At 69.9% G+C, this 26848-nt stretch carries 23 protein-coding genes; 17 read left to right on the top strand and 6 right to left on the bottom strand.

Features of this window, described 5'->3' with window-relative positions; all coding sequences use genetic code 11:
- Positions 1–2296: transglycosylase domain-containing protein (locus E4P42_RS19570; protein WP_245234127.1), on the bottom strand; the 2296-nt coding region annotated here is incomplete at its 3' end.
- A 241-nt stretch (positions 2297–2537) separates the two neighbouring features.
- Positions 2538–2963, bottom strand: a complete 426-nt coding sequence (locus E4P42_RS19565; RefSeq protein ID WP_135127731.1) for a DUF5318 domain-containing protein — start codon at positions 2961–2963, stop codon at positions 2538–2540.
- Positions 2964–3073: 110 nt separating this feature from the next.
- Between E4P42_RS19565 and E4P42_RS19560 the strand changes: the two genes are divergently transcribed.
- The 4 genes from E4P42_RS19560 (at position 3074) to E4P42_RS19545 (ending at position 6817) form a co-directional block, all read left to right on the top strand.
- Positions 3074–3946, top strand: a complete 873-nt coding sequence (locus E4P42_RS19560; protein WP_135127730.1) for a DUF1707 domain-containing protein — start codon at positions 3074–3076, stop codon at positions 3944–3946.
- A 204-nt stretch (positions 3947–4150) separates the two neighbouring features.
- Complete coding sequence (locus tag E4P42_RS19555) at positions 4151–4693, top strand: PadR family transcriptional regulator (protein WP_167759552.1); 543 nt, start codon at positions 4151–4153, stop codon at positions 4691–4693.
- A gap of 67 nt (positions 4694–4760) precedes the next feature.
- The gene (locus E4P42_RS19550; RefSeq protein ID WP_135127728.1) at positions 4761–5840 is read left to right on the top strand and encodes an inositol-3-phosphate synthase; all 1080 of its coding nucleotides are present in this window, start codon (positions 4761–4763) and stop codon (positions 5838–5840) included.
- Between the two features lie 83 nt (positions 5841–5923).
- Positions 5924–6817, top strand: coding sequence for an alpha/beta fold hydrolase (locus tag E4P42_RS19545; protein ID WP_135127727.1), 894 nt, complete (start codon positions 5924–5926; stop codon positions 6815–6817).
- A 187-nt stretch (positions 6818–7004) separates the two neighbouring features.
- Here the strand turns inward: E4P42_RS19545 and E4P42_RS19540 are convergent, their stop codons facing one another.
- The gene (locus E4P42_RS19540; RefSeq protein ID WP_135127726.1) at positions 7005–8510 is read right to left on the bottom strand and encodes a PucR family transcriptional regulator; all 1506 of its coding nucleotides are present in this window, start codon (positions 8508–8510) and stop codon (positions 7005–7007) included.
- A gap of 130 nt (positions 8511–8640) precedes the next feature.
- Here E4P42_RS19540 and E4P42_RS19535 point away from each other — a divergent pair, with 130 nt between their 5' ends.
- Genes E4P42_RS19535 through E4P42_RS19515 form a run of 5 tightly spaced genes read left to right on the top strand, consistent with a single transcriptional unit; the run spans position 8641 to position 13400 of the window.
- On the top strand, positions 8641–10104 hold the full coding sequence (locus E4P42_RS19535) for an APC family permease (RefSeq protein WP_135127725.1): 1464 nt from the start codon (positions 8641–8643) through the stop codon (positions 10102–10104).
- Positions 10101–10805: an SDR family NAD(P)-dependent oxidoreductase gene (locus E4P42_RS19530; RefSeq protein WP_135127724.1), complete on the top strand. Its 705-nt coding sequence runs from the start codon at positions 10101–10103 to the stop codon at positions 10803–10805. The genes E4P42_RS19535 and E4P42_RS19530 overlap by 4 nt, the downstream gene beginning before the upstream one ends.
- Positions 10805–11566: an SDR family NAD(P)-dependent oxidoreductase gene (locus E4P42_RS19525; RefSeq protein ID WP_167759551.1), complete on the top strand. Its 762-nt coding sequence runs from the start codon at positions 10805–10807 to the stop codon at positions 11564–11566. Before E4P42_RS19530 ends, E4P42_RS19525 begins: the two co-directional genes overlap by 1 nt.
- Positions 11554–12531, top strand: coding sequence for an agmatinase (speB, locus tag E4P42_RS19520; RefSeq protein WP_135127723.1), 978 nt, complete (start codon positions 11554–11556; stop codon positions 12529–12531). Before E4P42_RS19525 ends, speB begins: the two co-directional genes overlap by 13 nt.
- Positions 12528–13400 carry a polysaccharide deacetylase gene (locus tag E4P42_RS19515; RefSeq protein WP_135127722.1) on the top strand — a complete coding sequence of 291 codons (873 nt, stop codon included), beginning with the start codon at positions 12528–12530 and terminating at the stop codon, positions 13398–13400. The genes speB and E4P42_RS19515 overlap by 4 nt, the downstream gene beginning before the upstream one ends.
- 3 nt (positions 13401–13403) lie before the next feature.
- On the opposite strand, the gene E4P42_RS19510 is transcribed toward E4P42_RS19515, so the two are convergent.
- On the bottom strand, positions 13404–15200 hold the full coding sequence (locus E4P42_RS19510; RefSeq protein ID WP_245234125.1) for an Ig-like domain-containing protein: 1797 nt from the start codon (positions 15198–15200) through the stop codon (positions 13404–13406).
- A gap of 166 nt (positions 15201–15366) precedes the next feature.
- Positions 15367–17193, bottom strand: a complete 1827-nt coding sequence (locus E4P42_RS19505; protein WP_245234124.1) for an Ig-like domain-containing protein — start codon at positions 17191–17193, stop codon at positions 15367–15369.
- A gap of 261 nt (positions 17194–17454) precedes the next feature.
- Here E4P42_RS19505 and E4P42_RS19500 point away from each other — a divergent pair, with 261 nt between their 5' ends.
- The 6 genes from E4P42_RS19500 to E4P42_RS19475 all read left to right on the top strand — a co-directional run bounded on the left by E4P42_RS19500 (position 17455) and on the right by E4P42_RS19475 (position 24209).
- Positions 17455–19527: a PhoX family phosphatase gene (locus E4P42_RS19500; RefSeq protein ID WP_135127721.1), complete on the top strand. Its 2073-nt coding sequence runs from the start codon at positions 17455–17457 to the stop codon at positions 19525–19527.
- 89 nt (positions 19528–19616) lie between these two features.
- On the top strand, positions 19617–20411 hold the full coding sequence (locus E4P42_RS19495; RefSeq protein ID WP_135127720.1) for an LLM class F420-dependent oxidoreductase: 795 nt from the start codon (positions 19617–19619) through the stop codon (positions 20409–20411).
- Between the two features lie 69 nt (positions 20412–20480).
- Positions 20481–21146, top strand: a complete 666-nt coding sequence (locus tag E4P42_RS19490) for a GntR family transcriptional regulator (protein ID WP_135127719.1) — start codon at positions 20481–20483, stop codon at positions 21144–21146.
- A gap of 45 nt (positions 21147–21191) precedes the next feature.
- Positions 21192–22964 (top strand): ABC transporter substrate-binding protein/permease, encoded by a 1773-nt coding sequence (locus E4P42_RS19485; protein WP_135127718.1) that lies wholly within the window; start codon positions 21192–21194, stop codon positions 22962–22964.
- A complete protein-coding gene (locus E4P42_RS19480) occupies positions 22964–23695 on the top strand; it encodes an amino acid ABC transporter ATP-binding protein (RefSeq protein ID WP_167759550.1) in 732 nt (243 codons plus the stop codon). The genes E4P42_RS19485 and E4P42_RS19480 overlap by 1 nt, the downstream gene beginning before the upstream one ends.
- A 55-nt stretch (positions 23696–23750) precedes the next feature.
- The gene (locus E4P42_RS19475; RefSeq protein WP_135127717.1) at positions 23751–24209 is read left to right on the top strand and encodes a MarR family winged helix-turn-helix transcriptional regulator; all 459 of its coding nucleotides are present in this window, start codon (positions 23751–23753) and stop codon (positions 24207–24209) included.
- A gap of 3 nt (positions 24210–24212) precedes the next feature.
- On the opposite strand, the gene E4P42_RS19470 is transcribed toward E4P42_RS19475, so the two are convergent.
- Entirely contained in the window at positions 24213–25553 is a 1341-nt protein-coding gene (locus E4P42_RS19470) for an amylo-alpha-1,6-glucosidase (RefSeq protein ID WP_135127716.1), read from the bottom strand.
- A 54-nt stretch (positions 25554–25607) separates the two neighbouring features.
- On the opposite strand from E4P42_RS19470, the gene E4P42_RS19465 reads away from it, so the two are divergent.
- Together E4P42_RS19465 and E4P42_RS19460 are read left to right on the top strand one after the other, a co-directional pair.
- Positions 25608–26273, top strand: a complete 666-nt coding sequence (locus E4P42_RS19465; RefSeq protein WP_135127715.1) for an SDR family oxidoreductase — start codon at positions 25608–25610, stop codon at positions 26271–26273.
- Between the two features lie 3 nt (positions 26274–26276).
- Entirely contained in the window at positions 26277–26843 is a 567-nt protein-coding gene (locus tag E4P42_RS19460; protein ID WP_135127714.1) for a DUF1707 domain-containing protein, read from the top strand.
- The last annotated feature ends 5 nt before the right edge of the window (positions 26844–26848 follow it).

Below are 26848 nucleotides of genomic sequence, written 5' to 3'. Positions count from 1 at the left end.
GGTGCTGTTCGACGCCTCGCAGGAGGACAACAGCGGCGAACAGCGCATCGACAAGGCGGTGGCCGACAACGTCACCAGCGCGATGCAGCCGATCGCCGCGTACTCCGACGGGCACCGTGGTCGGCGGGCCGAGCGGGATCGTGATGCCCGGCGCCACCTCGAGGCTCGGCTGGATCACCGTCGACGACGGCGTCGGCACCAGGGTCGACGTATAGGTCTGCCGCGGCGGCGCCTGCGGCACCCCGGCATAGCCGCCGATCTCCTCGGGCTTGGGGAACGACTCCTCTTCGGTGCCCTCCAGCGCGCCGTCCATCGTGGCCTTCCAGATGTCCGACGGCAGCCCCGACCCGTACACCGGCGAACCCCACTGGTTCTCCAGCGGCTGCGCCCCGTCGGTGGTGCCGACCCACACCGCCGTCGACAGCGACGGGGTGAAGCCGACCATCCAGGCGTCCCGGTTGTCCCCGGTGTCGCCGAGCTGGTTGGTGCCGGTCTTGGCCGCCGACGGCCGACCGCCGGCCAGCGCATGCCCGTTGGAGTACGCGGCGATCGGCTGCATCGCGCTGGTGACGTTGTCGGCCACCGCCTTGTCGATGCGCTGTTCGCCGCTGTTGTCCTCCTGCGAGGCGTCGAACAGCACCTCGCCCTGGGAGTTGACGACCTTCTGCACGAAGTGCGGCTTGTGGTAGACGCCCGACGCGGCCAGCGTCGCGTACGCCGACGCCATGTCGATCACCCGGGACTGGTACTGGCCGAGCACGATGCCGTTGTTCGGCGGTCCGCCCTTACCGTCCTCGGACAGCGTGTGCTCGACGCCGGGGAAGCTCTCCGGGATGCCGGCCTGATGCGCAGCGTCGGCGACGTCCTGCGGACCGTTCTTCAGGTCGAGCATCAGCCGGTAGTAACTGGTGTTCAGGGACCGCTTCAACGCCTCGGCGATGTTGCAGGTACCGCAGCTGTTGCCCTCGACGTTGCTGATCTCGATGCCGTTGACGTCCAGCGGCGAGCTGTCGACCTGGTAGCCCAGGCCGATGCCCTGCTGCAGCGCCGCGACGAGCGCGAACACCTTGAACGACGACCCGGTCGGCAGGCCGGCCTGCGCGAAGTCGAAGCCGTTGGCGTCCGAACCGCCGTAGTAGGCCTTCACCCCGCCGGTGCGCGGGTCGATCGACACCACCGCGGTGCGCATGTCGGGGTTCTGCCCCTCCATGTACTCGGCGACCGCCTCCTCGGCGGCGCGCTGGGCCTGCGGGTCGATGGTCGTGGTGATCTGCAGGCCCTCGGTGTTGAGCTGTTGCTCGCTGATGTTGAACAGCTCGAGCAACTCGCGCTGCACCTGGCGTTCGATCAGCCCGTTGGGCCCCGTGGTCTGGTTCTGGTCCTGCGCCAGGTCCGGCGGCACCGTCGGCGGGAACACCTGCGCCGTCCGATCGGCCTCCGACAGCGCACCGATCTCCACCATGCCGTCGAGCACCCAGTTCCAGCGCTCGGCGGCGCCCTGCGGATCGACGGCCGGGTCGAGCGCGGACGGGCGCTGGATCAGCGCGGCCAGCAGCGCGCCCTCGGCGACGGTCAGCTGTTCGACCGGCTTGTTGAAGTACGCCTTCGAGGCGGCGGCGACGCCGTAGGCGCCGCGGCCGAAGTAGATGATGTTGAGGTAGGACTGCAGCACCTGGTCCTTGGACCACTCACCGGCCATCTTCGTCGAGATGACCAGTTCCTTGGCCTTACGGGTGATGCCGCCGAGCCCGGAGCGCTCCGACCCGACCAGCGCATTCTTCACGTACTGCTGGGTGATCGTGGACCCGCCCTGCAGATCCTCACCGGACAGGTTGTTGGCGATCGCGCGGGCGAACCCGGTGAACGAGAAGCCCGGGTTGGAGTAGAAGTCACGGTCCTCGGCGGCCATCACCGCGTCACGGACGTGCACCGGGATCTGGTCGATGTTGACGTCGACGCGGTTGCCCTCGGGCGGCACGATCTTGGCGATCTCGCTGCCGTCGCTGGCCAGGATCGTCGACACCTGGTTGGTGCGGATGTCGCCGGGCTGCGGGACGTCGACGATCATGTACGCCATCCCGAACGTGAGCAACGGCAGCAGGATCAGCAGCGCCGCGGCGACCAGCGATCCGCGCTTGACCCACTTCCAGTTGATGCGCTGACGCCAGTTGCGGCCGTCGCCGTCGCCACCGTCCCTGCGTCCACCGCGCGGCGGCTTCTGCGGGGGCGTGCCGTCCAGCGCCGCCTTGACCACGTCGATCGGATCGCGCAGGTGCGCGGGCTGCTCGGCGCGCACCGGCGGGAGGATCGCGGTGCGACGGTCGTCGGGCGCCTGGGGTGGACGGGGTCGCCGCTCGGGCTGCTGCGGCGGGCGGTTGGGCCCGCCGGTGGGGCGCGGCGGTCCGTCGCCGGGCCGCGGTGCGCGGCCTCGGTCGGCGTGCCGGGGCCCGCGGTCGGCGTTCGGTCGTGGCGCGCCCGCACCGTCAGCCGGACGCCCCCTGGGAGCATCGCCGGCCGACCATCCGTGGCGCCCTTCGCTATTCACTGGCCGTGCGCGCGTTCTTGCGCGCCGGTCGGGTACCGCGCGGGGCCTTCGGGGGCCGCGCCGCGCCGAGCACGTAGGACTTGACCAGGTGATTCCATTCGCAGGTCCGGCATACCTCCACCACATGTACGGAGAACTCGTCGAACTTGGTGGCGAGCAGAACCAGCTCCTCCGCCGTCCGCGCCGACCCGGACACCGGGCCCAGGTGATCGCCGAACACCCACGACACGAGCGTGAGCTGTTCCTTACGGCAGATCGGGCACATCACCGAACTGGGCTTGCCGTGGAACTTCGCGGCGCGCAGCAGGTAGGGGTTGGCGTCGCAGACCTCCGAGACGCCGGTGCGTCCCGAGTAGACCTCGGCCAGCAGGGACCGGCGCCGAAGCGCGTAGTCCACCACCTGTCTCTGCAATCGCACGCTGACCAGAGTACGTCGGCCCCGTGGCGGTCGAGTGTCAGACGCCGCACAGGTGGGCAGTTTCCACATCTGGTCTGCGGTGTTAGGCCATCACCTCTTACGATCTGGCCGTGGCAGTGAGCAGCTCCGGGCGCCGGACGTCGGGAACCCGCGCCAAGGACAGCGATCGCAACGACGTCTGCAAGGTGCTCGACACCGCCCTGGCCGAAGGTCAGCTGTCGATGACCGAGCACGGCGAACGGGTCAAGGCCGCCACGCACGCCGCGACGCTGGGCGAGCTGCAGGCGCTGGTGTCGGACCTGCAGGTCGCCAACGCGCCCGTCCAGCTGCCCGAGCTGAGCAAGCCGCGGCCCGCCCGCACCGGCGCGCCCAACGGTTGGGGTCTGCGGGTGGCGGTGGCCGGGGTGCTGGTGGTGCTCGGCATCTGCATCGGCTGGGGCCTGTACGGCAACACGCCGTCGCCGCTGAACTTCCAGACCGACCCGGGCGCGAAGGCCGACAACATCCCGGCCCGCGTCCTCACCCCGCCGCGTGAGCTGCAGTCCCTCGGCGGCTTCAACGGGCTCTTCGAGCAGATGCGCAAAAAGTTCGGGGACACCACCGGCTACGAGATGCACATCCGCTCCGACTACGCGACCGTCTACCGGCCCGACCCCCAGGACGACCGGCGCAAGGTCATGTACGACTACCGCGGCGGCTGGGGCGACCCGAACTCGACCAGCACACTCGACGACGATGACCGCATCGTCGACCTGTCGAGGTTCGACTTCGAGGCCATCCTCGGCATCCTGCGCGGCGCTCCCGAGACGCTGAACATCAACCGCGCCGACGTCGACGACACCTGGGTGGACATCAGCCCGTCGCAGGATCCGCTCACCCCCGACGCGGTCAACATCATGATCTACGTGACCAGCGAGTTCGGCAGCGGCTACATCGACCTGGCGCCGGACGGCGCGGTCAAGCGCATCAACTACCCGGGCTGACCCCTCGACATCTTCCGCCCGCTGGGCCGGGCGCGAGCGTGCGCGGAGTGCGCGCATTGTGCGGCGTGTCGGGGTACAGACATGCACCGTCGCGGAAACGGAGGGTGAACAGGTGTAGCGCCGAATATATCGGCGCGATACAGTGAGCCGAGGTGTCGCGACGTCGTAGCGGCCGCGCAGAGTCGACAAGAGGAGGTGAGCCCGGTGCTGGAACTCGCCGTGCTGGGACTCCTGCTCGAATCGCCGATGCACGGCTACGAACTGCGCAAGCGCCTGACCGGTCTGCTCGGTGCTTTCCGGGCGTTCTCCTACGGTTCGCTCTACCCGGCCCTGCGGCGGATGCAGGCCGACGGGCTGATCGTCGAAGACGCCGCCCCGGCGGGCACGCCGACCCGTCGCCGCGCGCGGCGGGTCTACCAGCTCACCGACGCCGGTAAACAGCGGTTCGCCGAGTTGGTGGCCGACACCGGTCCGCAGAACTACTCCGACGACGGGTTCGGTGTGCACCTCGCGTTCTTCAACCGCACACCGGCCGAGGCCAGGATGCGGATCCTGGAGGGCCGCCGTCGTCAGGTGGAGGAACGTCGCGAAGGTCTGCGTGAAGCAGTGGCGCGGGCCAGCAGTTCGTTCGACCGATACACCCGGCAACTGCACCAGCTGGGGTTGGAGTCCAGCGAACGAGAAGTGAAATGGCTCAACGAGCTGATCGCTGCCGAACGTCTGGGCCAGAGCCCGGACAACACGTGAAGACAGCCTCGACCGAAGCGACCAAGGCCGAGCACGAGGGAATTCCAGTAGGAGAGGGAGATCGTCCATGACTGAGCACGCAGGAGAGATCCGGGTCGCCATTGTCGGCGTCGGCAACTGCGCGTCCTCGCTTGTACAGGGCGTGCAGTACTACAAGGACGCCGATGAGAACGCGACCGTGCCCGGTCTGATGCATGTGCGCTTCGGGCCGTACCACGTCCGCGACGTCAAGTTCGTCGCCGCGTTCGACGTCGACGCCAAGAAGGTCGGCTTCGACCTGTCCGAGGCGATCTTCGCGTCGGAGAACAACACCATCAAGATCGCCGACGTGCCGCCCAGCGATGTGATCGTGCAGCGCGGCCCGACCCTCGACGGCATCGGCAAGTACTACGCCGACACCATCGAGGTGTCCGACGTCGACGCCGTCGACGTGGTCAAGGCGCTCAAGGACGCGAACGTCGACGTGCTGGTGTCCTACCTGCCGGTGGGCTCCGAGGAGGCCGACAAGTTCTACGCCCAGTGCGCGATCGACGCGGGCGTGGCGTTCGTCAACGCGCTGCCGGTGTTCATCGCCAGCGACCCGGTGTGGGCCAAGAAGTTCACCGACGCGGGTGTGCCGATCGTCGGCGACGACATCAAGAGCCAGGTCGGCGCCACCATCACCCACCGCGTGATGGCCAAGCTGTTCGAGGACCGCGGCGTGCAGCTCGACCGCACCATGCAGCTCAACGTGGGCGGCAACATGGACTTCCTCAACATGCTCGAGCGGTCGCGCCTGGAGTCGAAGAAGATCTCCAAGACCCAGGCCGTCACGTCGAACCTGCAGCGCGAGTTCAACACCAAGGACGTCCACATCGGCCCGTCCGACCACGTCGGCTGGCTCGACGACCGCAAGTGGGCCTACGTGCGCCTGGAAGGCCGCGCCTTCGGCGACGTGCCGCTGAACCTGGAGTACAAGCTCGAGGTGTGGGATTCGCCCAACTCGGCCGGTGTGATCATCGACGCGGTCCGCGCGGCGAAGATCGCCAAGGACCGCGGCATCGGGGGCCCCGTCGTCGCCGCGTCGGCCTACCTGATGAAGAGCCCGCCGCAGCAGCTGCCCGACGACGTCGCGCGCACGCAGCTCGAGACCTTCATCGAGGGCTGACCCCCAGTTCGTCGAGACTGCGGTGAGATCGCGATTCACCACGAATCCGCGATCTCACCGCAGTCTCGTCGTATAAAGAGGTCGTGATCTCCGACGACGAGTTGCTCGGCCTCGACGAGTTCGCGCTGCTGGGTGAGAACGCCGACCAGATCGGGGTCACCGACATCCCGCCGGTCACCCGCATCGACGCGGGGCCGGTCAGCGCGCTGAAGTGGGGGCACGAGGCGCCGCAGGTCGTGTTCCTGCACGGCGGCGGGCAGAACGCCCACACGTGGGACACCGTGATTCTCGGGCTCGGCCTGCCCGCGCTGGCGGTCGACCTGCCCGGCCACGGCCGGTCGGCGTGGCGCGAGGACGGTGACTACGGACCCAAGCTGAACGCCGAGACGCTGCGCCCGGTGCTGCGCGAGTGGGCGCCGGCGCCCCGGCTGATGGTCGGGATGTCGCTGGGCGGGCTCACCGCGCTGCGGATCGCGGCCACCGAACCGGCGCTGGTGCCCGAGCTGGTGCTCGTCGACGTGACGCCGTCGGCGCCCGAACGCCACGAGGAGATGACCAAGGCACAACTCGGCGCGGTGGCGCTGGTGCGCGGCGACCGGTCGTTCCCGTCGTTCGAGGCGATGCTCGACGTGACCGTCGCCGCCTCACCGCACCGCGACCGGGCGTCGTTGCGGCGCGGCGTGTTCCACAATTCCAAGCGGCTCGACGACGGGACGTGGACCTGGCGCTACGACTCGTTCCGCAAGGGTGACGGCTTCGAGGGGCTGTGGGACGACGTCGCCGCGATCACGATGCCGACCACGCTGGTGCGGGGCGCGAAGTCGTTCTTCGTCAACGACGAGGACGCGGCGGAATTCGCCAACGGCGCACCGGGTTTCCGTGCGACGCACGTCGTTCCGGACGCCGGGCATTCCGTGCAGGGCGACCAGCCGCAGGCGCTCGTCGACATCCTGCGCGGGGTGCTCACGACGCGCTAACGCCGCCGGGCCCGCACCACCGCCGACCGCAGCGTCACGCCGGCGCCGCCGTGCCCGGCCAGCCACAACGCGTCGATCAGCGTCCGGTTCGCCGCCCATGGTGGCACCTCCTCGCCACGACGATGCCGACACCGCCACCGAGGCAGCAATGACTGTTGCCAAAAAGGCAAACACGCGACCGCCGGAACTACGCCCGCCGGTCGACCACCAGGTCGCGGGCCCGCAGTGCCATCCACAGTTCGGCGATGTGCCCGGTGGCGGTGAGATCCCGCCCGGTGATCTGTTCCACGCGGCGGATCCGGTAGACCACGGTCTGCCGGTGGATTCCGACCAGCGCCGCCGCCTGCTGCCACGATCGGCCGCAGCGCAGGAACACGTCGAGTGTGTCGACCAGGTCGGTGCCGTGTTCGGCGTCGTAGCGCAGCAGCGGGCCGAGAAGTCGATCGACGAGCAATTGCGCCTCGTCGGCGTCGCGCAACACCGAGAACACCTTGGCGTTCGCGTAGTCGCTCATCCCGTCCGGCGCGTTCACCGCATCGCGCACCGCCCACACGGCTTCGCGCAGCGCGGCGGGCGCACGGTCGGGCGACTGCAGGGCATCGCTGATGCCGATCACTGCTCCGGGACCCAGACGGCGCTGGATGACACCGGCCGCGTCGCCGTCGGCGGGGACGAGCGCATACAACAGGCCGGCCCGCCGCAGCAGCAGGTTGGGAATGTGGCGCCGGTCCAGGCTCAGGTGCACGTACCGCTCCCCCGGTGGGCTCCCACCCTCGGCCGCCAGCAGGACACAGCGCTGCGGCAGCAGACCACGCTCCGCCAACTGCCGGTGAGCGTCGGCGTCGTCGAGTCGGTGATCGATCAGGTGCGCCAGCAGTTCGGCGCCGACGCGGCGCTGGTGTTCGCGCCGGATTCCCTGGTGGGCCAGCAGCACCGCGGCCGCGGTGGCGATGTGCTGGATCAGCACGATGTCCGGCGGGGCGGCCCGGAACCCGTAGGTCACCAGGACCGTCGGCTCCTCATCGGGCACCTCGACGACCTGCGCGCGGTCGCCCGACACCTCGAGGTGGATCACGCCGGGCAGGGCGCCGCCGCGGCGTTTCACCTCGTCCGCCACCGCCGCATGGAGATCGGCAGGCAGCGGGTCCGCCCCGTCGAGCACCGGGTCACCCGACTCGGCGTCCACGACCGCGAGGCGACACGCCAGGTCGCGGCCGAGCTGACGCATCACATCACCGCGCGCGGGCTTGGCCACCGAGCGGCGGATCGTCGTGTACACCCGCTCCATCAGGGCCAGCCGCCGGCCCTCCTCGGCCTTGCTGGCGTCGGCGACGGCCCGGCCGATCGCGGCGAACGGAATCGAGTACGGCGCCGAGAGCACCGGCAGGGGAAGCGCATCGGCGACCGCGATGGTGTCCCGGTGCAGCGTCGGGGTCTCGGGATCCATCCCGATGACCAGCCCGGCGATGCCGTGCTCGGCCAGCCCCCGCAACAGCGCGACCTGACCGGCGGCGGTGGGCGGCAGCGTTCGCCCGTTCTTCATGAGCAGCTCACCGCCGGTCGTCCACTCCCACGGTTGAGCGAGATCGGACGCCTGCGCCCAGGTGACCACCTCCCGCAGGCCGAGTGCCCCGGCGTGCACCCGCAGCCGCAGGTGCGCCACGTCGACCAGCTCGTCGATGGTCAGTGCCACCCGGCGTGCTCCCCTCGGTTACGACGATCGTCTAACTCATCGCTATGTGTTCATACGAATCCAGTATTCCGGTGGTCGCGGTCACACCGCCATAGTGAGCCTCACACCAGCTGTGCACGAGGAGCGCCCGATGGACCTTCACCCCGCCGCGAGCGCCGCGCATGACGGCGGCCCGCTGCCGCGCCTGAACCGCGGCTTCAGCTTCCGGTCCGCCCTGTCCCTTGCCTTCGCCGACGTGTCGCCGATCGTCGCGCTGTACACGATCTTCACCCTGGGGCTGTTCGCGGCCGGCCCGCGGTTCTTCTGGGCGTTCCCGATCGTGCTGATCGGCCAGCTCGCGGTCGCCGCGGTGTTCGGCGAGCTGTCCTCGCGCTGGCCGTACGCGGGCAGCGTCTACCAGTGGGCCCGCCACGTGCGCAGTACGACGTGGGGCTGGACCGCCGCGTGGGCGTACATGTGGGGCCTGACGATCGCGCTGTCGACCCTGGCCTATGCCGCGGCCGGATTCCTGCTCGAGGTCTTCGGCGTCGACGACGCCGGCCGGTGGACCACCGCGGCGCTGGCGCTGGGCATCATCGCGGTCGGTACCGCCACCAACATGATCGGCAGGCAGTTCCTCAAGATCATGATCGTCGCCAGCATCACCTGCGAGATCGTCGGGTCCGTCGGACTGGGCATCGTGCTGCTGCTCTTCTACCGGGAGAATCCGTTCTCGACGCTGTTCGAAGGGCTGCCCGACGCCAGCACCTGGGCCGCCGGGCCGATGCTGCTCGCGATCGCCTACACCGGATGGGCGTTCGTCGGCTTCGAGTCGGCCGGCTCCATCGCCGAGGAGGTCGAGGAGCCGGAACGCAATGTGCCCAAGGCGATCATCCTCGGGCTGCTGAGCGTCGGCCTGATCGTCATGTTCTCCAGCGCGGCGCTGATCCTCGCCATCCCGAACATCGACGAGGTGCTCACCACGCAGAGCGACGACCCGGTGGCCGGCACGCTGCTCACCCATTTCGGCGCGGGCATCGCCAAACCGCTGCTGATCATGTTCGTGATCGGCTTCATCTCCAGCTTCCTGGCGGTGCAGGCCGCGGTATCCCGGTGCATCTGGGGCGCGGCGCGCGACCACGGACTGCCCGCGGCCGGCTTCCTCGGCCGGCTCGCCGGACGCGAGCGCATGCCGATCAACGCCGTCGGCCTGACCGCCGTGGTCGCCGGGGCGCTGGTCCTGATCGCCGGATCCAGTCTGTTCGCGATCCTGGTGAACTTCACGACGATCGGCTTCTACATCGCGTTCGGCATCCCGGTGGTGGGCGCCGCGATCGCGCGCCTCACCGGCCGGTGGACGCCCGGCCCCTTCACCCTCGGGCGCTGGGGTGCGCCGGTCACCTACTTCGCGGCGGTGTGGATCATCGCCCAGACGGTCAACGTGGCGTGGCCGCGGACCCAACCGGACCAGCCGTGGTACATCAACTGGAGCATGGTCCTGACCACGGTGGCGCTCGGCCTGCTCGGCGTGGTGCTCTATCTGCGGCAGCGCAACCGGATCACCGAGCCTGTGGGCGAACGGCTTTCGTCCGGCCTCGGGAAGGACGCCGGGTGAGCGGAGTCGTCCTGGTCACCGGCGCCGCGTCGGGTATCGGTGCGGCGATCGCCGCGGCCCTGTCCGACGACGGCTGGACCGTGGCGGGTCTCGACCTGAATCCGGCCACCGATTCCAGGCGCCACCTCACCTCCTGTGTCACCGCCGACGTCTCCGACTCCGCCGCCATCGCGCAGGCGGTGCATACCGTGCAGCGCGAGGTCGGCCCGATCGACGCGCTGGTGACCGCCGCCGGGCACTACGCCCAGGCCGCCGTCTCGGACATCACCGGCGACGCCTGGCAGCGGATGCTGCGGGTGCACCTCGGCGGACTGCGCAACTGCGCGCACGCCGTGCTGCCCGGAATGCGCGAACGCCGCTCCGGCAGCATCGTGGCCATCGCCTCGGAGCTCGGCGTCGGCGGCGGGGACTGCGAGGCGCACTACGCCGCCGCCAAGGGCTGCATCATCGGATTCGTGCGGAGCCTCGCCGCCGAGGTGGCCGGCGACGGCGTACGGGTCAACGCGGTGGCGCCCGGACCCACCGACACCCCGCTGTTGAGCCCGGACTCCCCGTGGCGCGAGCCCGAGTACCTCGCCACGCTGCCCGCCGGGCGGTTGTGCCGGCCCGACGAGATCGCGCGCACCGTGGCCTTCCTGCTCGACGACGGCGGCTTCTGCATCGGAGAAGTGCTGTCCCCCAACAGTGGAGCGGTGATCTGATGGGACACCAGCAGGGCCGCCTCGCGCTGGTGACCGGCGCCACTCAGGGCATCGGCCGGGCCATCGCCGAACGCCTGGCCGCCGACGGCGCACGCGTCGGGATCAACGGTCGCGCCGAGACTGCGGCCATGCGTGAGGTGGTCGACGCCACCGACGGATTCCCCGCCCCCGCCGACATGGCCGACCCGTCGGCGATCACCGCCGCCGTCACCCGGATCGCCGAGACCGAAGGCGATCTCGATGTGCTGGTGTGCAACGCCGCCTACATGAGCATGGGGGCGTTGACGGAGCACGCCGAGGACGACTGGTGGCGGATCGTCGACACCAACCTCACCGGGACCTTCGCCACGATCCAGGCGGCGCTGCCCGGCATGCGCCGCCGCGGCGGCGGCAACATCGTGATCATCACCTCCGAGTGGGGCGTCATCGGCTGGCCGCGCGCCACCGCCTATGCCAGTTCGAAGGCGGGGCTGATCGCGCTGACCAAATCGCTGGGCCGCGAACTCGCGTCCGAGAACATCACCGTCAACGCCGTGGCGCCGGGCGTCATCGACACCCCGCAGCTCGAGGTGGACGCCGCCGATGCGGGAATCGCCCTGCCCGACATGCACAGTCGGTACGCCGCGGACATCCCCGCCGGGCGCATCGGTCGGCCGGAGGAGATCGCCGCGGCGGTGGCGCTGCTCGCCCGCACCGACGTCGGGGCGTTCGTCGGCCAGACCATCCAGATCAACGGAGGATCCACCCGATGCCGAGTCTGAACCACCACACCGGCGGCGACGGAGCGCCGGTCGGGCAGGTCGACGGCCTGGTCGTGCCCCGCTTCGCCGGCCACACCACCTTCGCCCGCCTGCCGCGCCTCGAGGACGTCCCCTCCTACGACGTCGCCGTGGTCGGCGTCCCCTTCGACAGCGGCGTCACCTACCGGCCGGGCGCCCGATTCGGCCCGTCCCACATCAGGCAGTCCTCCCGGCTGCTGCGGCCCTACAACCCCGCACTCGACGTCGCACCGTTCGCCGACCGGCAGGTGGTCGATGCGGGCGATCTCGCGGTCAACCCGTTCGACATCGCCGCCGCGGTGGCGGCCATCGACCGGGACGCCCACGCGTTGATCAGCGACGGCGCGAGAATCGTTGCCCTTGGCGGGGATCACACGATCGCCTATCCGATGCTCAAGGCGATGAACCGCGTACACGGCCCGGTCGCGCTGGTGCACTTCGACGCCCACCTCGACACCTGGGACACCTACTTCGACGCACCGCTGACCCACGGCACACCGTTCCGCCGCGCGGCCGAGGAGGGGTTGTTCATCCACGGCCACAGCGCCCACGTCGGGATCCGCGGTTCGCTGTACTCGCGGGACGACCTGTCGTCGGACGCGGACCTCGGCTTCCACATCGTGCACTGCCGCGAGTTCGTGCGGCGTCCGATCGACGACGTCGTCGACGCGCTGCGCCGCACCATCGGGGACGCGCCGCTGTACGTGTCGATCGACGTCGACGTCCTCGATCCCGCCCACGCGCCGGCCACCGGAACACCCGAGGCGGGCGGTATGACCAGCCGCGAACTGCTCGAGATCCTCCGGGGTTTCGACGGTCTCAACCTGGTCGGCGCCGACATCGTGGAGGTGTCCCCGGCCTACGACCACGCCGAGATCACCGGCGTCGCCGCGGCGAACCTGGCGTATGAATTCGTCTCGCTGTTCGCCAGGCAGAGCGCGCGGTGACGACGCCGGCCGCACCCGTGCGATGGCCCGACGGTAAGCGGGCGGCGGCATCGTTCACGTTCGACGTGGACGCCGAATCAGCCGTACTGGGTGTCGACATCGCCCACGCCGACCGCATGTCGGTCATGTCGCACCAGGCCTACGGCCCCCTGACCGGAGTACCGCGCATCCTCGACGTGTTGCGCCGCAACGACGTCCGGTCGACGTTTTTCGTACCCGGCTACACCGCCCACCGCTATCCGGACGTGGTCCGCGCGATCGTCGACGGCGGGCACGAGGTGGCCCACCACGGGTACCTGCACGAGGTGATGACCGGAATGAGCGCGGCCGAGGAGGCCGCCATCCTGGATCGCGCGGGCGACGTCCTCGAGCGGGTCACCGGTTTCCGGCCGGTCGGCTACCGGGCGCCGATGTGGGAGCTGAACTGGCACTCCCCCGGCCTGCTGGCCGACCGCGGCTTCCTCTTCGACAGCAGCCTGATGGACGCCGACCATCCCTACGAGCTGGCCGTCGACGGCGACCGCCGACTGGTCGAGATCCCGGTGCAGTGGGCGCTCGACGACTGGGAGCAGTACTGCTACATCCCCGACTTCTCCGGCTCCGGTCTGATCGAGAGCCCGCGCAAGGTGGCCGAGTTGTGGCGGCTGGAGTTCGAGGGATTACGGGCGGTCGGCGGGTGTTTCGTGCTCACCAACCACCCCTTCCTCTCCGGCCGCCCCTCCCGCGCCGCGGTGCTCGAGGAATTGATCGCGCACGTCGTGTCCTGTGCGGACGTGTGGGTGGCGCCGATGGGTGACATCGCCCGACACGTCCGCAGCCTGGACCTCACGCCGAGGTCGATCGCGCGACCGGACCCCGGCGACCTCTGACGGTCAGTCCCGCGTGGAGGCCATCTTCTTGCGCAGGCGACCGACGAACAGGAACCCGATGAGGCCGAGCGCCAACGTCGCCGGCGCCGGGGCGTTCACCTGGTAGCCGAGGTCACGCAGGATGCCGATCTCCATGGGACTCAGCACCCGGATACCCAGGCCGGTGTCGGTCCGGGCGTTCATCATCAGCTGGTTGTCACCGGTGAAGGTGAAGTCGTCGAGGTGGCTGCCCGAGCTGCCTTCCGACCAGGGGTCAGGGGTGAAGATCGGCACCAGGGCGCCGTCGTAGCCGGCGACGGCCTTGCGCCCGGCGAAGTACAGGCCGCCGTCGGTGCCGATGAGGTTCGGGTCGTATCGCGTATCCCACTCGTAGCCGCCGTCGATCGGGCGACGACCGTCAGAGGTGCGGATGAAGCGGTCGTACAGCGCCCACGTGTCGCCGTCGTTCTCGCCGGGCGCGTCGAGGTAGGACAGGAAGCCGAACGAGTGCATGAGCTCGTGCATGGCCGTCGACTGGAAGTCGAACTCGTCGGGGCCGACGGTGTCGCCGAGCCCCCAGGCCGCACCGAAGTTCCACTCGATCTCCCCGTCGGCGGCCGCACCGTTCGCATCGATGCCGGTGATGACCTCATGCTGCACGACGGTCGGCCAGAACCCGGGATCCTGGCTGATCAGACCGCTGCCGGCCGACGCGAGGATGCTGGACTCCGGGTCGTCGATGGCGGTCACCTCGTAGGTGAGGATGACCGGGTTCTTCACCGTGAAGTACACCAGCAGCGCGTCGGCCGAATCCTGCAGCGCGTCCCGACGCTCGGGTGTCCAGTGTTCGGCACCGGTGGTGTAGTCGAAGTCGAATGTGATGGCGCGCTGATTGATCCACGAGGTGGAGCGAGTGCCCCACGGCCGGAACGGATCCAGCAGGTTGACGTGCAGGCCGTTGTCGACCGCGACGACGCGGAAGCTGTCGACGCCGTCGAAGGTCGCGCCGGGTGTGTAGGTGTAGGTGCCGTCGCGGTTGAGCTGCAGAGTGCCCTCACCAGGGCGTGCAACGATCACGTACGTCAGCCGGTCGCCCTCGGGGTCAACGGCGCCGATGCTGCCGGCGATCGGGCCGTCGAGCTTGCCGCTGGCCTGAATCGGCGCCACGGTGGGTGCCTGGTTGAACAGCGTCCGACGGGTGGCCAGCAGCGCACCCTCCAGGTGGTACCTGGCCGCGCCATCGACGGGCAGCGACCTGATCCACCCCTGCGACGACCGCGTCCAGTTCGTGATCGCCTCGCCCGCGAACTCGCTCCAGTTGTCAGGAGTCGCCCGTCGCGCAGCCACCGGCGCAGCGGCCGACGAGGTCGGTACCACAGCGTTGTTCGCGGTCGACGCCGCGGTCACGGCATCGGTGTCGGCCCGGTCGGCGGCCGGTGCGGCCTCGACCTCCGCGTCGTCCTCATCGTCGACGGTGGAGGTGTCCTCGTGCGCCACCTCCGACGAATCCTCGTCGGTATCGTCGGCGAGATCGTCGGCCTCGTCCTCGGCGTCAACACCCCCGGCGGCGTCGGTGTCGTCGCTGTCCTCGGCGTCGGTGCCGGGCTCGCCCACATCAGCCGATCCGGACTCTGCTGCGCCGGAGCCGCCCGTACCCGCACTGTCGGCGGAGCGCGCATCGTCGCCGGCCGCGCTCGACGACTGCGTGCTCTCCCCCGCGGTCTCCGCACCGGCCACAGCGGTCGGGCCCAGCAGCGCGAAGCCCATCAGTCCCACGCCGACCCCGGCCGACGCGGCACCCAACTGCAGCCACCGCCGCACCGGGAGCCCCTCCGAACGCCGAGCCTGCCGCCGCCGCGCGGACGCCCGCGTGCTGTCCCCCACCGCCATCATCGACCCTTCGTGTCATCGTGTTGTGGATACATGTGAGGCGCGCGCCCGCGGCGCACCCAAGGATGTTGCGGCCGAACGTGTCCCGGCCCTGGCGTCAGTTCGACGCGGCGGTCATCTTCTTGCGCAACCGGCCGATGAACAGAACGCCGATGAAGGCCAGCGCGAGGGTGCCCGGCGCCGGCGCGTCGACGCGGAACCCGAGATCACGCAGGATCCCCAGCTCCATCGGGCTCAGCACGCGGATGCCCAGGCCCTTGTCCGTCCTGGCGTTCATGATCTTCTGGTTGTCGCCGGTGAAGGTGAAATCGTCGAGGTGGTGCATGGAGCTGCCGGGCGCCCACGGATCCGGGGTGAACAGCGGCACCAGCGCACCGTGGGCGGTGACGGCGTTCTCCCCGGCGAAGTACAGACCGCCGTTGCGGCCCAGCAGGTTCGGGTCGTAGTCCGAATCCCACTCGAACGAGGCGGTGATCGGCCGGTCGCCGTCGGCGGTGCGCAGGAAGCTGTCGTAGATCGCCCGCGCGTCGCCCTGGTTCTCCCCGGGCTTGGTCACGCTGCTACCGAACCCGAACGAGTGCAGCAGTTCGTGGATCGCGGTCGAGGCGAAGTCGTACTCGTCGGCGGCGACGCTGTTGCCCAGACCCCACTTGTGACCGAAGTTGAACGCGATCTCGCCGTCGGCCGCCGCACCGTTCGCATCCACGCCGGACAGGATGTTGTCCTGCACGACCGTCCGCCAGAAGCCGGGGTTCTCGCTGACGTACTCGCTGTCAGCCCAGGCCAGCGTGTGCGACGCGGGGTCGTTCTCGCCCATCACGGTGTAGGTGATGGTGACCGGGCTGGTGACGGTGAAGTACACGAGCACCGCATCCGCGGCGTCCTGCAGTGCGGCACGCCGTTCGGGGGTCCAGTGCTCCGCGCCGGTGGTGTAGTTGAAGTGGAAGGTGATGGCGCGCTGGTTGACCACACCGGTGCTCACCGTGGCCCGCGCCCGGAACGGATCGAGCAGGTTGATGCCCCTGCTCGTGTCCACGGCGACCACGCGGAAGCTGTCGACACCGTCGAAGCTCGCACCCGGCGTGTAGGTGTACGTGCCGTCCGCGTTCAGTGCGACGGTGCCCTCCGTGGGTTTCCCGACGAGCCGGTAGATCAGCCGGTCGCCGTCCGGGTCGACCGCGCCGACCGTGCCGGCGATGGGCCCGTCGAGTTCGCCGGTGATCTGGATGGGCGCCACCGTGGGCGCCTGGTTGAAGAACGTGCGCCGCGTCGCCCACAGGGCGCCTTCGAGGTGGTACTTGGCCGCCCCGTTGATGGGAAGCGACCTGATCCAGCCCTCCGATGAGCGCGTCCAATTCGAGATCGACGCGCCGACGACCTCACTCCAGGTATCGGGCCCGGTGTGCCGCGCAGGCACCGGCGGGCGCGGCGGCTCTGGCGTCACCTCGTCGTCGATGTGCGACGCCCTTGTGGCGGCGGCCGCAACGGCGTCGGGGTCGTCGGCGGATTCGGGCTCGTCGATGGGTACTTCGTCGATCGCGTCGGTGTCGGTGGCCGCCGGAGGCTCGGCGTCACCGGAAGCGTCGGTCTCCTCCGCCGCTTCTTCGTCGTCGAGGTCCTCGGCGTCAGTGGCGATCTCGTCGACGTCGTCGGGGTCTGTGTCGTCCTCGGCGTCCTGCACCTCGTCGTCCGCGTCTGCAGCCTCGGTGGCCGATCCTGCCGAGGTCCCCGAGTCTGCTGAGGCGGTGTCGTCCGCGCCTGTGCTGTCGGCAGACCGCGCATCGTCACCGACCGCACTCGACGACTGCGCGCTCGGTTCCGCGGTCTCCGCGCCGGCCACACCGGTCGGGCCGAGCAACGCGAAACCCATCAATCCCGCTCCGACCCCGGCCGACGCCGCGCCCAGCTGCAGCCACCGCCGCACCGGCAGACCCTCCGACCGCCGAGCCCGCCGCCGCGCGCTGTCCCCCACCGCCACAATTGACCCCTCCGTTAGTTGCTCGGGGAAACATATACCGGGCGTGTCGGGGCGGCGAGCACATTCGCTGGAAACGCTGCGCTTATCGGACAGCCCGTCAACCGCTGTTCACCTTCTGATTGCCGACTGATAGCCCGGCTCCCGTAACTTTCCGCGCGTTCCGGCCGCTCAGCCCGCGGCCGTCTTCAGGGAAGGACCATGCCTGCTATGGCGCTTGTGCCGTTGAACCTCATCGTCAGCCATGACGGAAAGTCGAAGCGTCAGCATCTGACGTGCCTCTACAAGTGCGGTGACGCCTGCTCCAAGCCGGTGCCCAACAAGAGCGACAACGCGTACTTCGGGGACATCGTCAAGCAGGTGTCGCGGCGGTCGGTACTGCAGGCGACCGGCGTGACCGTGCTGGCCGTCGGCGCCGGATCCGTGCTGGCCGCCTGCGGCAGCAATGACCAACCTGCGGCCACCCCCACCTCGTCGGAGGCCCCGGCCGGTGAGACCCCGGCCGGTATGCAGTTCGCCTCGGTGGCCCCCAACAGCGAGGACGCCGTCGTCATCCCCGAGGGGTACGAGCAGGCCGTGGTGATCAGCTGGGGCGACCCGGTCATCGAGGGCGCCCCGGCATTCGACGTCACCAAGCAGACCGGCGCCGCCCAACGCGGTCAGTTCGGCTTCAACAACGACTTCGCCGGCCTCCTGCCGATCCCCGGACAGCAGAACCGCTTCCTGCTGGTGACCAACTTCGAGTACGTCGACCCGATCTTCATGTTCCCCGGCTACAACGCCGACGCCCCCACCCGCGAGCAGTTCGACGTCGAGATCGCCGCCGTCGGCATGGGCGTGCTCGAGGTGGAGCGCACCCCGCAGGGCCTCAAGCCGGTCATGGGCCGCTACAACCGGCGCATCACCGCCGACTCCCCGATGACGCTGACCGGCCCCGCCGCGGGCAGCGACTTCGTCAAGACCGCCGCCGACCCGGACGGTCGCACCGTCGCGGGCACCTTCGCCAACTGCGCCGGCGGCGTGACGCCCTGGGGCACGGTGCTTTCCGGCGAGGAGAACTTCCAGGACTACTTCGGGGCCGCCGAGGGTGCGCCCGCACCGAACCCGGTCGACGCCGACCGACTCGACCGCTACGGCGTCTCCCTCGAGCCGACCGCGCTCAAATGGGAGACGTTCGACCCGCGCTTCGACCTGGTGGCCACGCCCAACGAACCCAACCGGTTCGGCTACGTCGTCGAGCTCAACCCGTGGGACCCGAACTCGACGCCGGTCAAGCACAGCGCGATGGGCCGGCTCAAGCACGAGGGCGCCAACATCTACATCACCGACGACGGCACCGTGGTCTCCTACACCGGCGACGACGAACGCTTCGACTACATGTACAAGTTCGTCTCGAGCAAGAAGATGCGCCCCGGTACCGATCCGGCGGCGATGGCGCACAACATGACCCTGCTCGACGAGGGGACGCTGTACGTCGCAAAGCTGTCCAGCGACATCCCGGCCAACGAGATCGACGGTTCGGGCGACCTGCCGCCTCAGGGCAGGTTCGCCGGGACCGGCACGTGGCTGCCGCTGCTGCGGTCCGGCCCGAGCGGGCAGGCCGAGTCGCTGGTCGACGGCATCACCCCCCAGGAGGTCGCGGTCTTCACCCGGATGGCCGCCGACAAGGCCGGCGCCACCAAGATGGACCGCCCCGAGGACTTCGAGGCCAACCCCAAGACCGGCAAGGTCTACGTCGCGCTGACCAACAACACCAAGCGCGGTGCGGACGGCGAGCCCGCCCCCGACGCGGCCAACCCCCGCAACGACAACAAGAGCGGTCAGGTCCTGGAGATCACCGACAACCACGCCGGCACGGACTTCACCTGGGAGCTGCTGCTGGTGTGCGGTGACCCCGCGGCCGCCGACACCTACTTCGCCGGCTTCGACAAGACCAAGGTCAGCCCGATCTCCTGCCCGGACAACCTCGCGTTCGACAGCCACGGCAACCTGTGGATCTCCACCGACGGCAACGCGCTGGATTCCAACGACGGGCTGTTCGCCGTCGCGCTCGACGGCCCGAACCGCGGTGAGACCAAGCAGTTCCTCACCGTGCCGCTCGGCGCCGAAACCTGCGGGCCCGTCATCACCGACGATCTGGTCACGGTCTGTGTGCAGCATCCGGGTGAGAACGACGACAACAGCATCGACAACCCGCTGTCGCGCTGGCCCGAGGGCGGTAACGGCACCGCGCGCCCGTCGGTGGTCGCGGTGTGGAAGACCGACGGCAACATCGGCGTCTAGTCCAGTTCTCCGCGAGCAGACGCAGACTCGCCCGCACAGGGCGGAATCGGGGCGAGTTTGCGTCTGCTCGCGAGGGGATAAACGCACCCATGACCTCTGGGACCCACCCCATCCGCATCGGCGTCCAACTGCAGCCCCAGCACTCGCCGGAGTACCGCCACATCCGTGACGCGGTGCGCCGCTGCGAGGACATGGGCGTCGACATCGCGTTCAACTGGGATCACTTCTTCCCGCTCTACGGCGACCCCGACGGCGCGCACTACGAATGCTGGACGATGCTCGCCGCGTGGGCCGAGCAGACCTCGCGCATCGAGATCGGCGCGCTGGTGACGTGCAACTCCTACCGCAACCCCGAACTGCTCGCCGACATGGCGCGCACCGTCGACCACATCAGCGACGGCCGGCTGATCCTGGGCATCGGGTCGGGCTGGAAGCAGAAGGACTACGACGAGTACGGCTACGACTTCGGCACCGCCGGAAGCCGACTCGACGACCTGGCCCAGGCGCTGCCCCGCATCAAAACCCGGCTCGCCAAGCTGAACCCGGCGCCCACCCGCGAGATCCCGATCCTGATCGGCGGGCAGGGTGAGCGCAAAACCCTGCGCATGGTCGCCGAGTACGCCGACATCTGGCACGGCTTCACCGACCGCAGCACCTACCCGGGCAAAGCCGAGGTGCTCGACCGGCACTGCGCGGACGTCGGCCGGGACCCGTCCGCGGTCGAGCGCTCGTCCGGCGTACCGGAGAGCGGTGAGAAGGCCATGCTGGCCGAAGCCGATGCGCTCGTCGACCTCGGCGTCAGCTTGCTCACCATCGGCGTCAACGGCCCGGACTACGACCTGTCCGCGGCCGAGGCGCTGTGCCGCTGGCGCGACAGCAGATAGCCACCCGTACCCCGGGCCCACATGAGACACTGGCGCATCGCTCACCGGCCCGGGGGACGGAGTCAGCGGATGCCGAAGCACTACGGCGTCAAGGAGAAAGACCAGGTCGTCGCGCACGTGATCGGCCTCGTGCTGACCGGCAAGCTGCGCACCGGGGACCGCATCGACCGCAACGAGATCGCCGCGGCGCTGGGCATCAGCCGCGTTCCGGTCCAGGAAGCCATGGTCGATCTCGAGTACATCGGCATCGTGTCCACCCGCTACCACCGGGGCGCCTTCGTCGAGCGGTTCGACGAGGCCGCGCTGCGCGAACACCACGAGCTGTACGGCACGCTGACCGGGATGGCCGCGGCCCGCGCCGCCGCGGCGCCCACCCCCGGTCTGCTGACCGACCTCGACGCCGCCGTCCACACCATGCGCGCCGCCCGCGACGTCAAAGGGTTCCGAGAGGCGTGCTGGACGTTCCGCAACGCCGTCAACGACGGGCACGCCGGGCCCCGGCTGCACGCCGCGATCCGCGCGTCGGAAACCGTGGTGGCCTCGGACTTCTGGTTGACCCAACCGCGGCTCAAAGCCCAGTTCGGACCCTCCTACCCGCAGGAACTCGCCGCCATCCGCGACGGCGACCCCGCGGCGGCCCGCGCCGCCTGCCTGGCCCGCTCCGAGCTGATGGCGACGCTCATGGTCGGTGAGCTGACCCGCCGCGGCGTGCTGGGCTCGCTGCGCTCCCCCTGACCCGAACGATTCACTCCGGTGGCGGCGGTGGTTAGGTTCGGAACCATGAATGTCGGACGCCTGGCCGCCCTGCTCGCGACGATCCTGATGGTCGCGGGCCTGGGGTGCGCCGCCCCGGCCGCCGCCCAGGTCGACCAGTGCGCCCCGCCGGGCGTGCAGAGCGCCAGCGCGCTGCCGACCAACCTCGGCGCCGCCGCGACCGGACCGGAGGCCGACCGCTACACCACCCCGACGGTGCGGCCGCTCGACAGCATCGACGTCAACACCCTGGGACTCGCGACCCCCGGGGTGCTGACCGTCGGCACGCTGTCGGACGCCCCGCCCAGCATCTGCATCGACTCCGCCGGCCAGTTCACCGGCTTCGACAACGAACTGCTGCGCGCGATCGCCGACAAGCTCGGGCTGCAGGTCAACTTCGTGGGCACGGAGTTCTCCGGGCTGCTCGCCCAGACCGCCGCGCGCCGCTTCGACGTCGGCTCCTCGTCGATCACCACCACCGACGCCCGCCGCCAGACCGTCGGGTTCACCAACGGCTACGACTTCGGGTACTTCTCGCTGGTCGTGCCCAGCGGGTCGCCGATCACCAGCTTCGACCAGCTCGCGCCCGGCCAGCGCATCGGCGTGGTTCAGGGCACCGTGCAGGAGGCCTACGTCGTCGACACCCTGCGGCTGCAGCCGGTGATCTTCCCCGACTACAACACCGTCTACGCCAGCCTCAAGACCCGCCAGATCGACGCCTGGGTCGCGCCGTCGGCGCAGGCCGAAGGCACCGTGCAGGCCGGCGACCCGGCGCAGATCATCGAGAACACGTTCAGCCTCGACAACTTCATCGCCTACGCCGTCGCCAAGGAGAACCAGCCGCTGATCGACGCGCTGAACTCCGGGCTGGACGCGGTGATCGCCGACGGCACCTGGGCCCGGCTGTACTCCGACTGGGTGCCGCGGGCGCTGCCCCCGGGCTGGAAGCCCGGCTCCAAAGCCGCGCCGATGCCCGAGCTGCCCGACTTCGACGCGATCGCCGCGCAGCGCGACGAACCCGCCGCGACCGCCGCCGCGCCGAAGTCGACGCTGTCGCAGCTCGCCGACTCGTTCCTGGACTGGGAGCTCTACAAGCAGGCGATTCCCGACCTGCTCAAGACCGGGCTGCCCAACACCCTGATCCTCACCGTCAGCGCCGCGGTGATCGGTCTGGTGCTCGGCATGGGCCTGGCCGTCGCCGGCATCTCCCGGTCGCGGCTGCTGCGCTGGCCCGCCCGGGTCTACACCGACATCTTCCGCGGCCTGCCCGAGGTGGTGATCATCCTGCTGATCGGGTTGGGGGTCGGACCCGTCGTGGGCGGCCTGACCGGCAACAACCCGTTCCCGCTGGGCATCGCGGCGCTGGGCCTGATGGCCGCGGCCTACGTCGGGGAGATCTTCCGCTCCGGCATCCAGAGCGTGGAGGCCGGTCAGCTGGAGGCGTCGCGGGCGCTGGGGTTCAGCTATTCCTCGTCGATGCGGCTGGTGGTGATCCCACAGGGGGTGCGGCGGGTGCTGCCCGCGCTGATGAACCAATTCATCTCGCTGTTGAAGGCCTCGTCGCTGGTGTACTTCCTGGGCCTGATCGCCGACCAGCGCGAGCTGTTCCAGGTGGGCCGCGATCTCAACGCGCAGACCGGCAACCTGTCCCCGCTGGTGGCGGCCGGGCTGTTCTACCTCGCGCTGACCATCCCGCTGACGCATCTGGTCAACTACGTCGACGCCCGGCTGCGCCGGGGCCGGCGCCCCACCGAAGAGGAACCACCCGTCACACCCGCCACGACGCAGGAGATGATCTGATGGCCGACCCGGTATCGCTGACCGGCCGCGACCTGCACCTGGCGTTCGGGCCCAACAAGGTGCTGCGCGGCGTCGACATCGACGTCCCCGCCGGAACCACCACCGCGGTGATCGGTCCGTCGGGCTCGGGCAAGTCGACGCTGCTGCGCACGCTCAACCGGCTCTACGAACCCGACCGCGGCGACATCCTGCTCGACGGCCGGTCGGTGCTCACCGACAACCCCGACACGCTGCGCCAGCGGATCGGCATGGTGTTCCAGCAGTTCAACCTGTTCCCGCACCGCAGCGTGCTCGACAACGTCACGCTGGCGCCGCGCAAACTCAAGCGGATGCCCGCCGAGCAGGCGCGCGAACTCGCGCTGGCGCAACTCGACAGGGTCGGGCTGCGCCACAAGGCCGAGGTCCGGCCCGGCACGCTGTCGGGCGGTCAACAGCAGCGCGTCGCGATCGCGCGGGCGCTGGCGATGGCGCCGCAGCTGATGTTCTTCGACGAGGCCACCTCGGCGCTGGACCCCGAACTGGTCAAGGGCATCCTCGCGCTGATGGCCGAGCTGGCCGGCGAGGGGATGACGATGGTGGTGGTCACCCACGAGATGGGGTTCGCCCGGTCCACCGCCGACTCGGTGGTGTTCATGGACCACGGTCAGGTCGTCGAGTCGGGTCCGCCGCAGCGGCTGTTCGACGCGGCCGAAACCGACCGTCTCCAGCGGTTCCTGTCCCAGGTGCTCTAGGAATTTAACGTCCATTCGCATATTGACAGGCTCCGACAGGTTAGACTGGCGAACTATGATGCAGACCGAGACACAGGTCGCTGAACTCGCGGGGGAGCTGCAGCGGGTTCTGTCGAAAGTGTTCTCCGTGCTGCGGCGGGGCGATGCCAACCGGGGCACCGAGGGTGGTGATCTGACGCTCGCCCAGCTGTCGATTCTGCTGACGCTGCTGGACAGCGGGCCGATGCGGATGACCGAGCTCGCCGCCCATGAACGGGTCCGCACACCCACCACCACCGTCGCGATCCGGCGGCTCGAGAAGCTCGGGCTGGTCAAGCGCTCGCGGGACCCCTCGGATCTGCGGGCCGTGCTGGTGGAGGTGACGCCGGAGGGGCTGGTGCAGCACCGGGAAGCGCTGGCCACCCGCCGCGCCCACCTGGGCGCGCTGCTGTCCAAGCTCACCGACGAGGAGCTCGACACGCTCGCCAAGGCGCTGGCGCCGCTCGAACGGCTCGCCGACCAGCACGAGGACTAGGCGTCAGCCGAGCCAGTCGAGCACCGCAGCCGCGGTCCACGACTGCTGCATGCTGCCCAGCGGTTCCCCGGTGAACGGCTCGTAGTATTCGGCGAAGGTGCCGTCGCTGGCCTGGCGCAGCCCCTCGTGGCGCAGCACCCGGGCGCGTTCGGCCCAGCCGCGGCGGGCGAAGCACCAGGCGAACAACCACGTCAGCACCGGCCACACCGGCCCCCGCCAGTACTCGCGCGCCCGGAAGTCCCGCGACACCGGCGACGTCGACGGGATGCAGGCGTACTTGAGGTCCGGGTGACCGCAGAACCGCGGACCCTCCAGCAGCCGCAGCAGCGCCCGCTCCCGGTCGTGGGAGAGGCCGCCGCACAGCAGCGGCGCGAACTGCGCCACCGTCTCGGTGGCCACCCACCGGTCCGCGCGAACGTCGAAATCCTTTGCCGCGCCGATGCGTTGGTCAGTGGTCTCGATGACGCCGGCCCGGAACCGCTCGGCCCAGCCGTACAGATCCCGCACGTCGGCGTGCGGGCGCTTGTAGTCCTCGCCGATCTCGGCGAGCACCTGACAGGCCACCGAGAAGACCGCCGAGACGAAGACGTCCTCCACCGCGAAGCTCATCACCTTCGGCAGCAGGTCGTCGTCGTAGCGGACCGACTTCATCTCCTCGAGCAGCCACAGGTACCGGTCGTACTCGTGGTCGGACGGGCGTTGGCTCGCGTCGGTGATGATCGCGTTGTCCTCGCGCTGGTACTCGGGCACCGCACCGGGAATCACGTTGGCGTAGGCGGCATCCCAGCGCGGTGAGTTGTCCATTCCGGACTCCCACCCGTGGTAGAGCGTGATCCGGCCGCGGCCCTGTTGATCGCGGCTCTCGGCGAGCCAGCGGTGCCAGCGCACCAGATCCGCCCAGCGGCGGTCCAGGAACGCCTCGGCCACCGCGCGCGTCGAGCGGCCCCGGGTGCGGGCGTGGTCGAGGATGCGCTGCACCGCGATCGCGTGCACCGGCGGCTGCGTGATGCCCGACGTGTGCCGGGTCCGGGGCGCCTGTTCGGCCAGCGCGGAACAGGCCCAGCGCGCCGGGCCGGGAAAGTATCCGTCGACCCCGTTGGCGAACACGATGTGCGGGATCATGCCGTTGCGCCACTGCGCCGACAGCAGCGTGTCGAGTTCCACGACCGCGCGTTCGACGCTCAGCGGCGCCAGCCCGATCGCCACGAACGCCGCGTCCCAGCTCCACATGTGCGGGTAGAGCAGCGGCGCCGCGGTGGTCATGGTGCCCAGATCGTTACCCCGCAGCAGATAGGCGGCGCGGGCCGCGAGCTGCGTGGGCGCGAAGCTGGGATCGACGGGCATCAGGTCCATCATGCGACCTCCGCGCGCCGCGCGCAGGTCGGTAGGGTGACGGGCATGCCGACCGCGATGATCACCGGGGCCAGCCGTGGGCTCGGCGCCGCCATCGCCACCGCCCTGGCGCCCACCCACACGGTGTTCCTCGCCGGCCGCCCGTCGGCCGCACTCGACGAGGTCGCGCAGCGGCTGGGCGCCACCACCTGGGAGATCGACTTCGACGACCCCGACGCGATCCCGGCCGCCGTCGAGCCGATCGTCGAACTCGACGTGCTCGTGCACAACGCCGGCGTCGCGTACCCCGGCCGGGTCGCCGAATCCAGCGTCGAGGAGTGGCGAGCGACCATGAACGTCAACGTGATCGGCGCCGTCGCCCTCACCCTGGCGCTGCTGCCCGCACTGCGCGCGGCCGGTGGTCAGGTGGTGTTCATCAACTCCGGCTCCGGCATCAAGGCCTCCCCCGGACTGGCGTCGTACTCGGCGAGCAAGTTCGCGCTGCGCGGCTTCGCCGACTCGCTGCGCAACGACGAGCCGGGCCTGCGGGTCACCTCTGTGCATCCCGGCCGGATCGCGACCGAGATGCAGCAGGACCTCGTCGCCTACGAGGGGCGCGACTACGACCCGGCGAACTTCCTGAGTGTCGAGACCGTCGCGAAGGTGACCGCCGACGCGGTCCACGCACCCGCGGACGCGCACGTGCACGAAGTCGTCGTCCGGCCGAGGTGACCGGTGGACGACTCCGCGCCTGAGATCCGCATCGGTGATCGTGAGCGGGCGGCCACCGACGCGCACCTGCGTCAGGCGCTCGACGACGGCGTGCTGACGCTCGCCGAGTACGACGAGCGGACCGCGTTGTGTTGGCAGGCGCGCACCCGGGCCGACCTCGACACGCTGACCCGCGACCTCCCGGCGCTGCGGCCCGCGGCCGATGTGGCGACCGTCCCGGACGAGGAGCGCAGACCGTGGAGCCGGCACCTCGGCGGCACGGTCGGCACGGTGCTGCTGATCGGCGGGCTGTACCTGGGCAGCCAGGTGCTGGGCGCCGACGACGGTGTCTCGGTGTTCGGCAATCGCACCGTCACGGTGTCCCCCGGTTCCGATCGCGTCGAGGTGGGCATGCTGTTCGGCTCGACCGAGGTGGTGGTGCCCGACGGCGTGCGGGTGCGCACCGAGGGCGCCGTGCTGTTCGGCTCGACGAACTGCGAGTCAGCCTGCCGGGCAAGCGGACCCGAGGTGGTGGTCGACGTCAACGGCGCGTTCGGCAGCGTCAACATCGTCACCGCCGCCGAGCGGTGACTTCG

Origin of the sequence: Mycobacterium sp. PS03-16 (genome assembly GCF_004570325.1) — a bacterium.
In the GTDB taxonomy this organism is placed as follows: Bacteria; Actinomycetota; Actinomycetes; order Mycobacteriales; family Mycobacteriaceae; genus Mycobacterium.
This window is presented reverse-complemented; position numbering and strand designations above follow the sequence as displayed.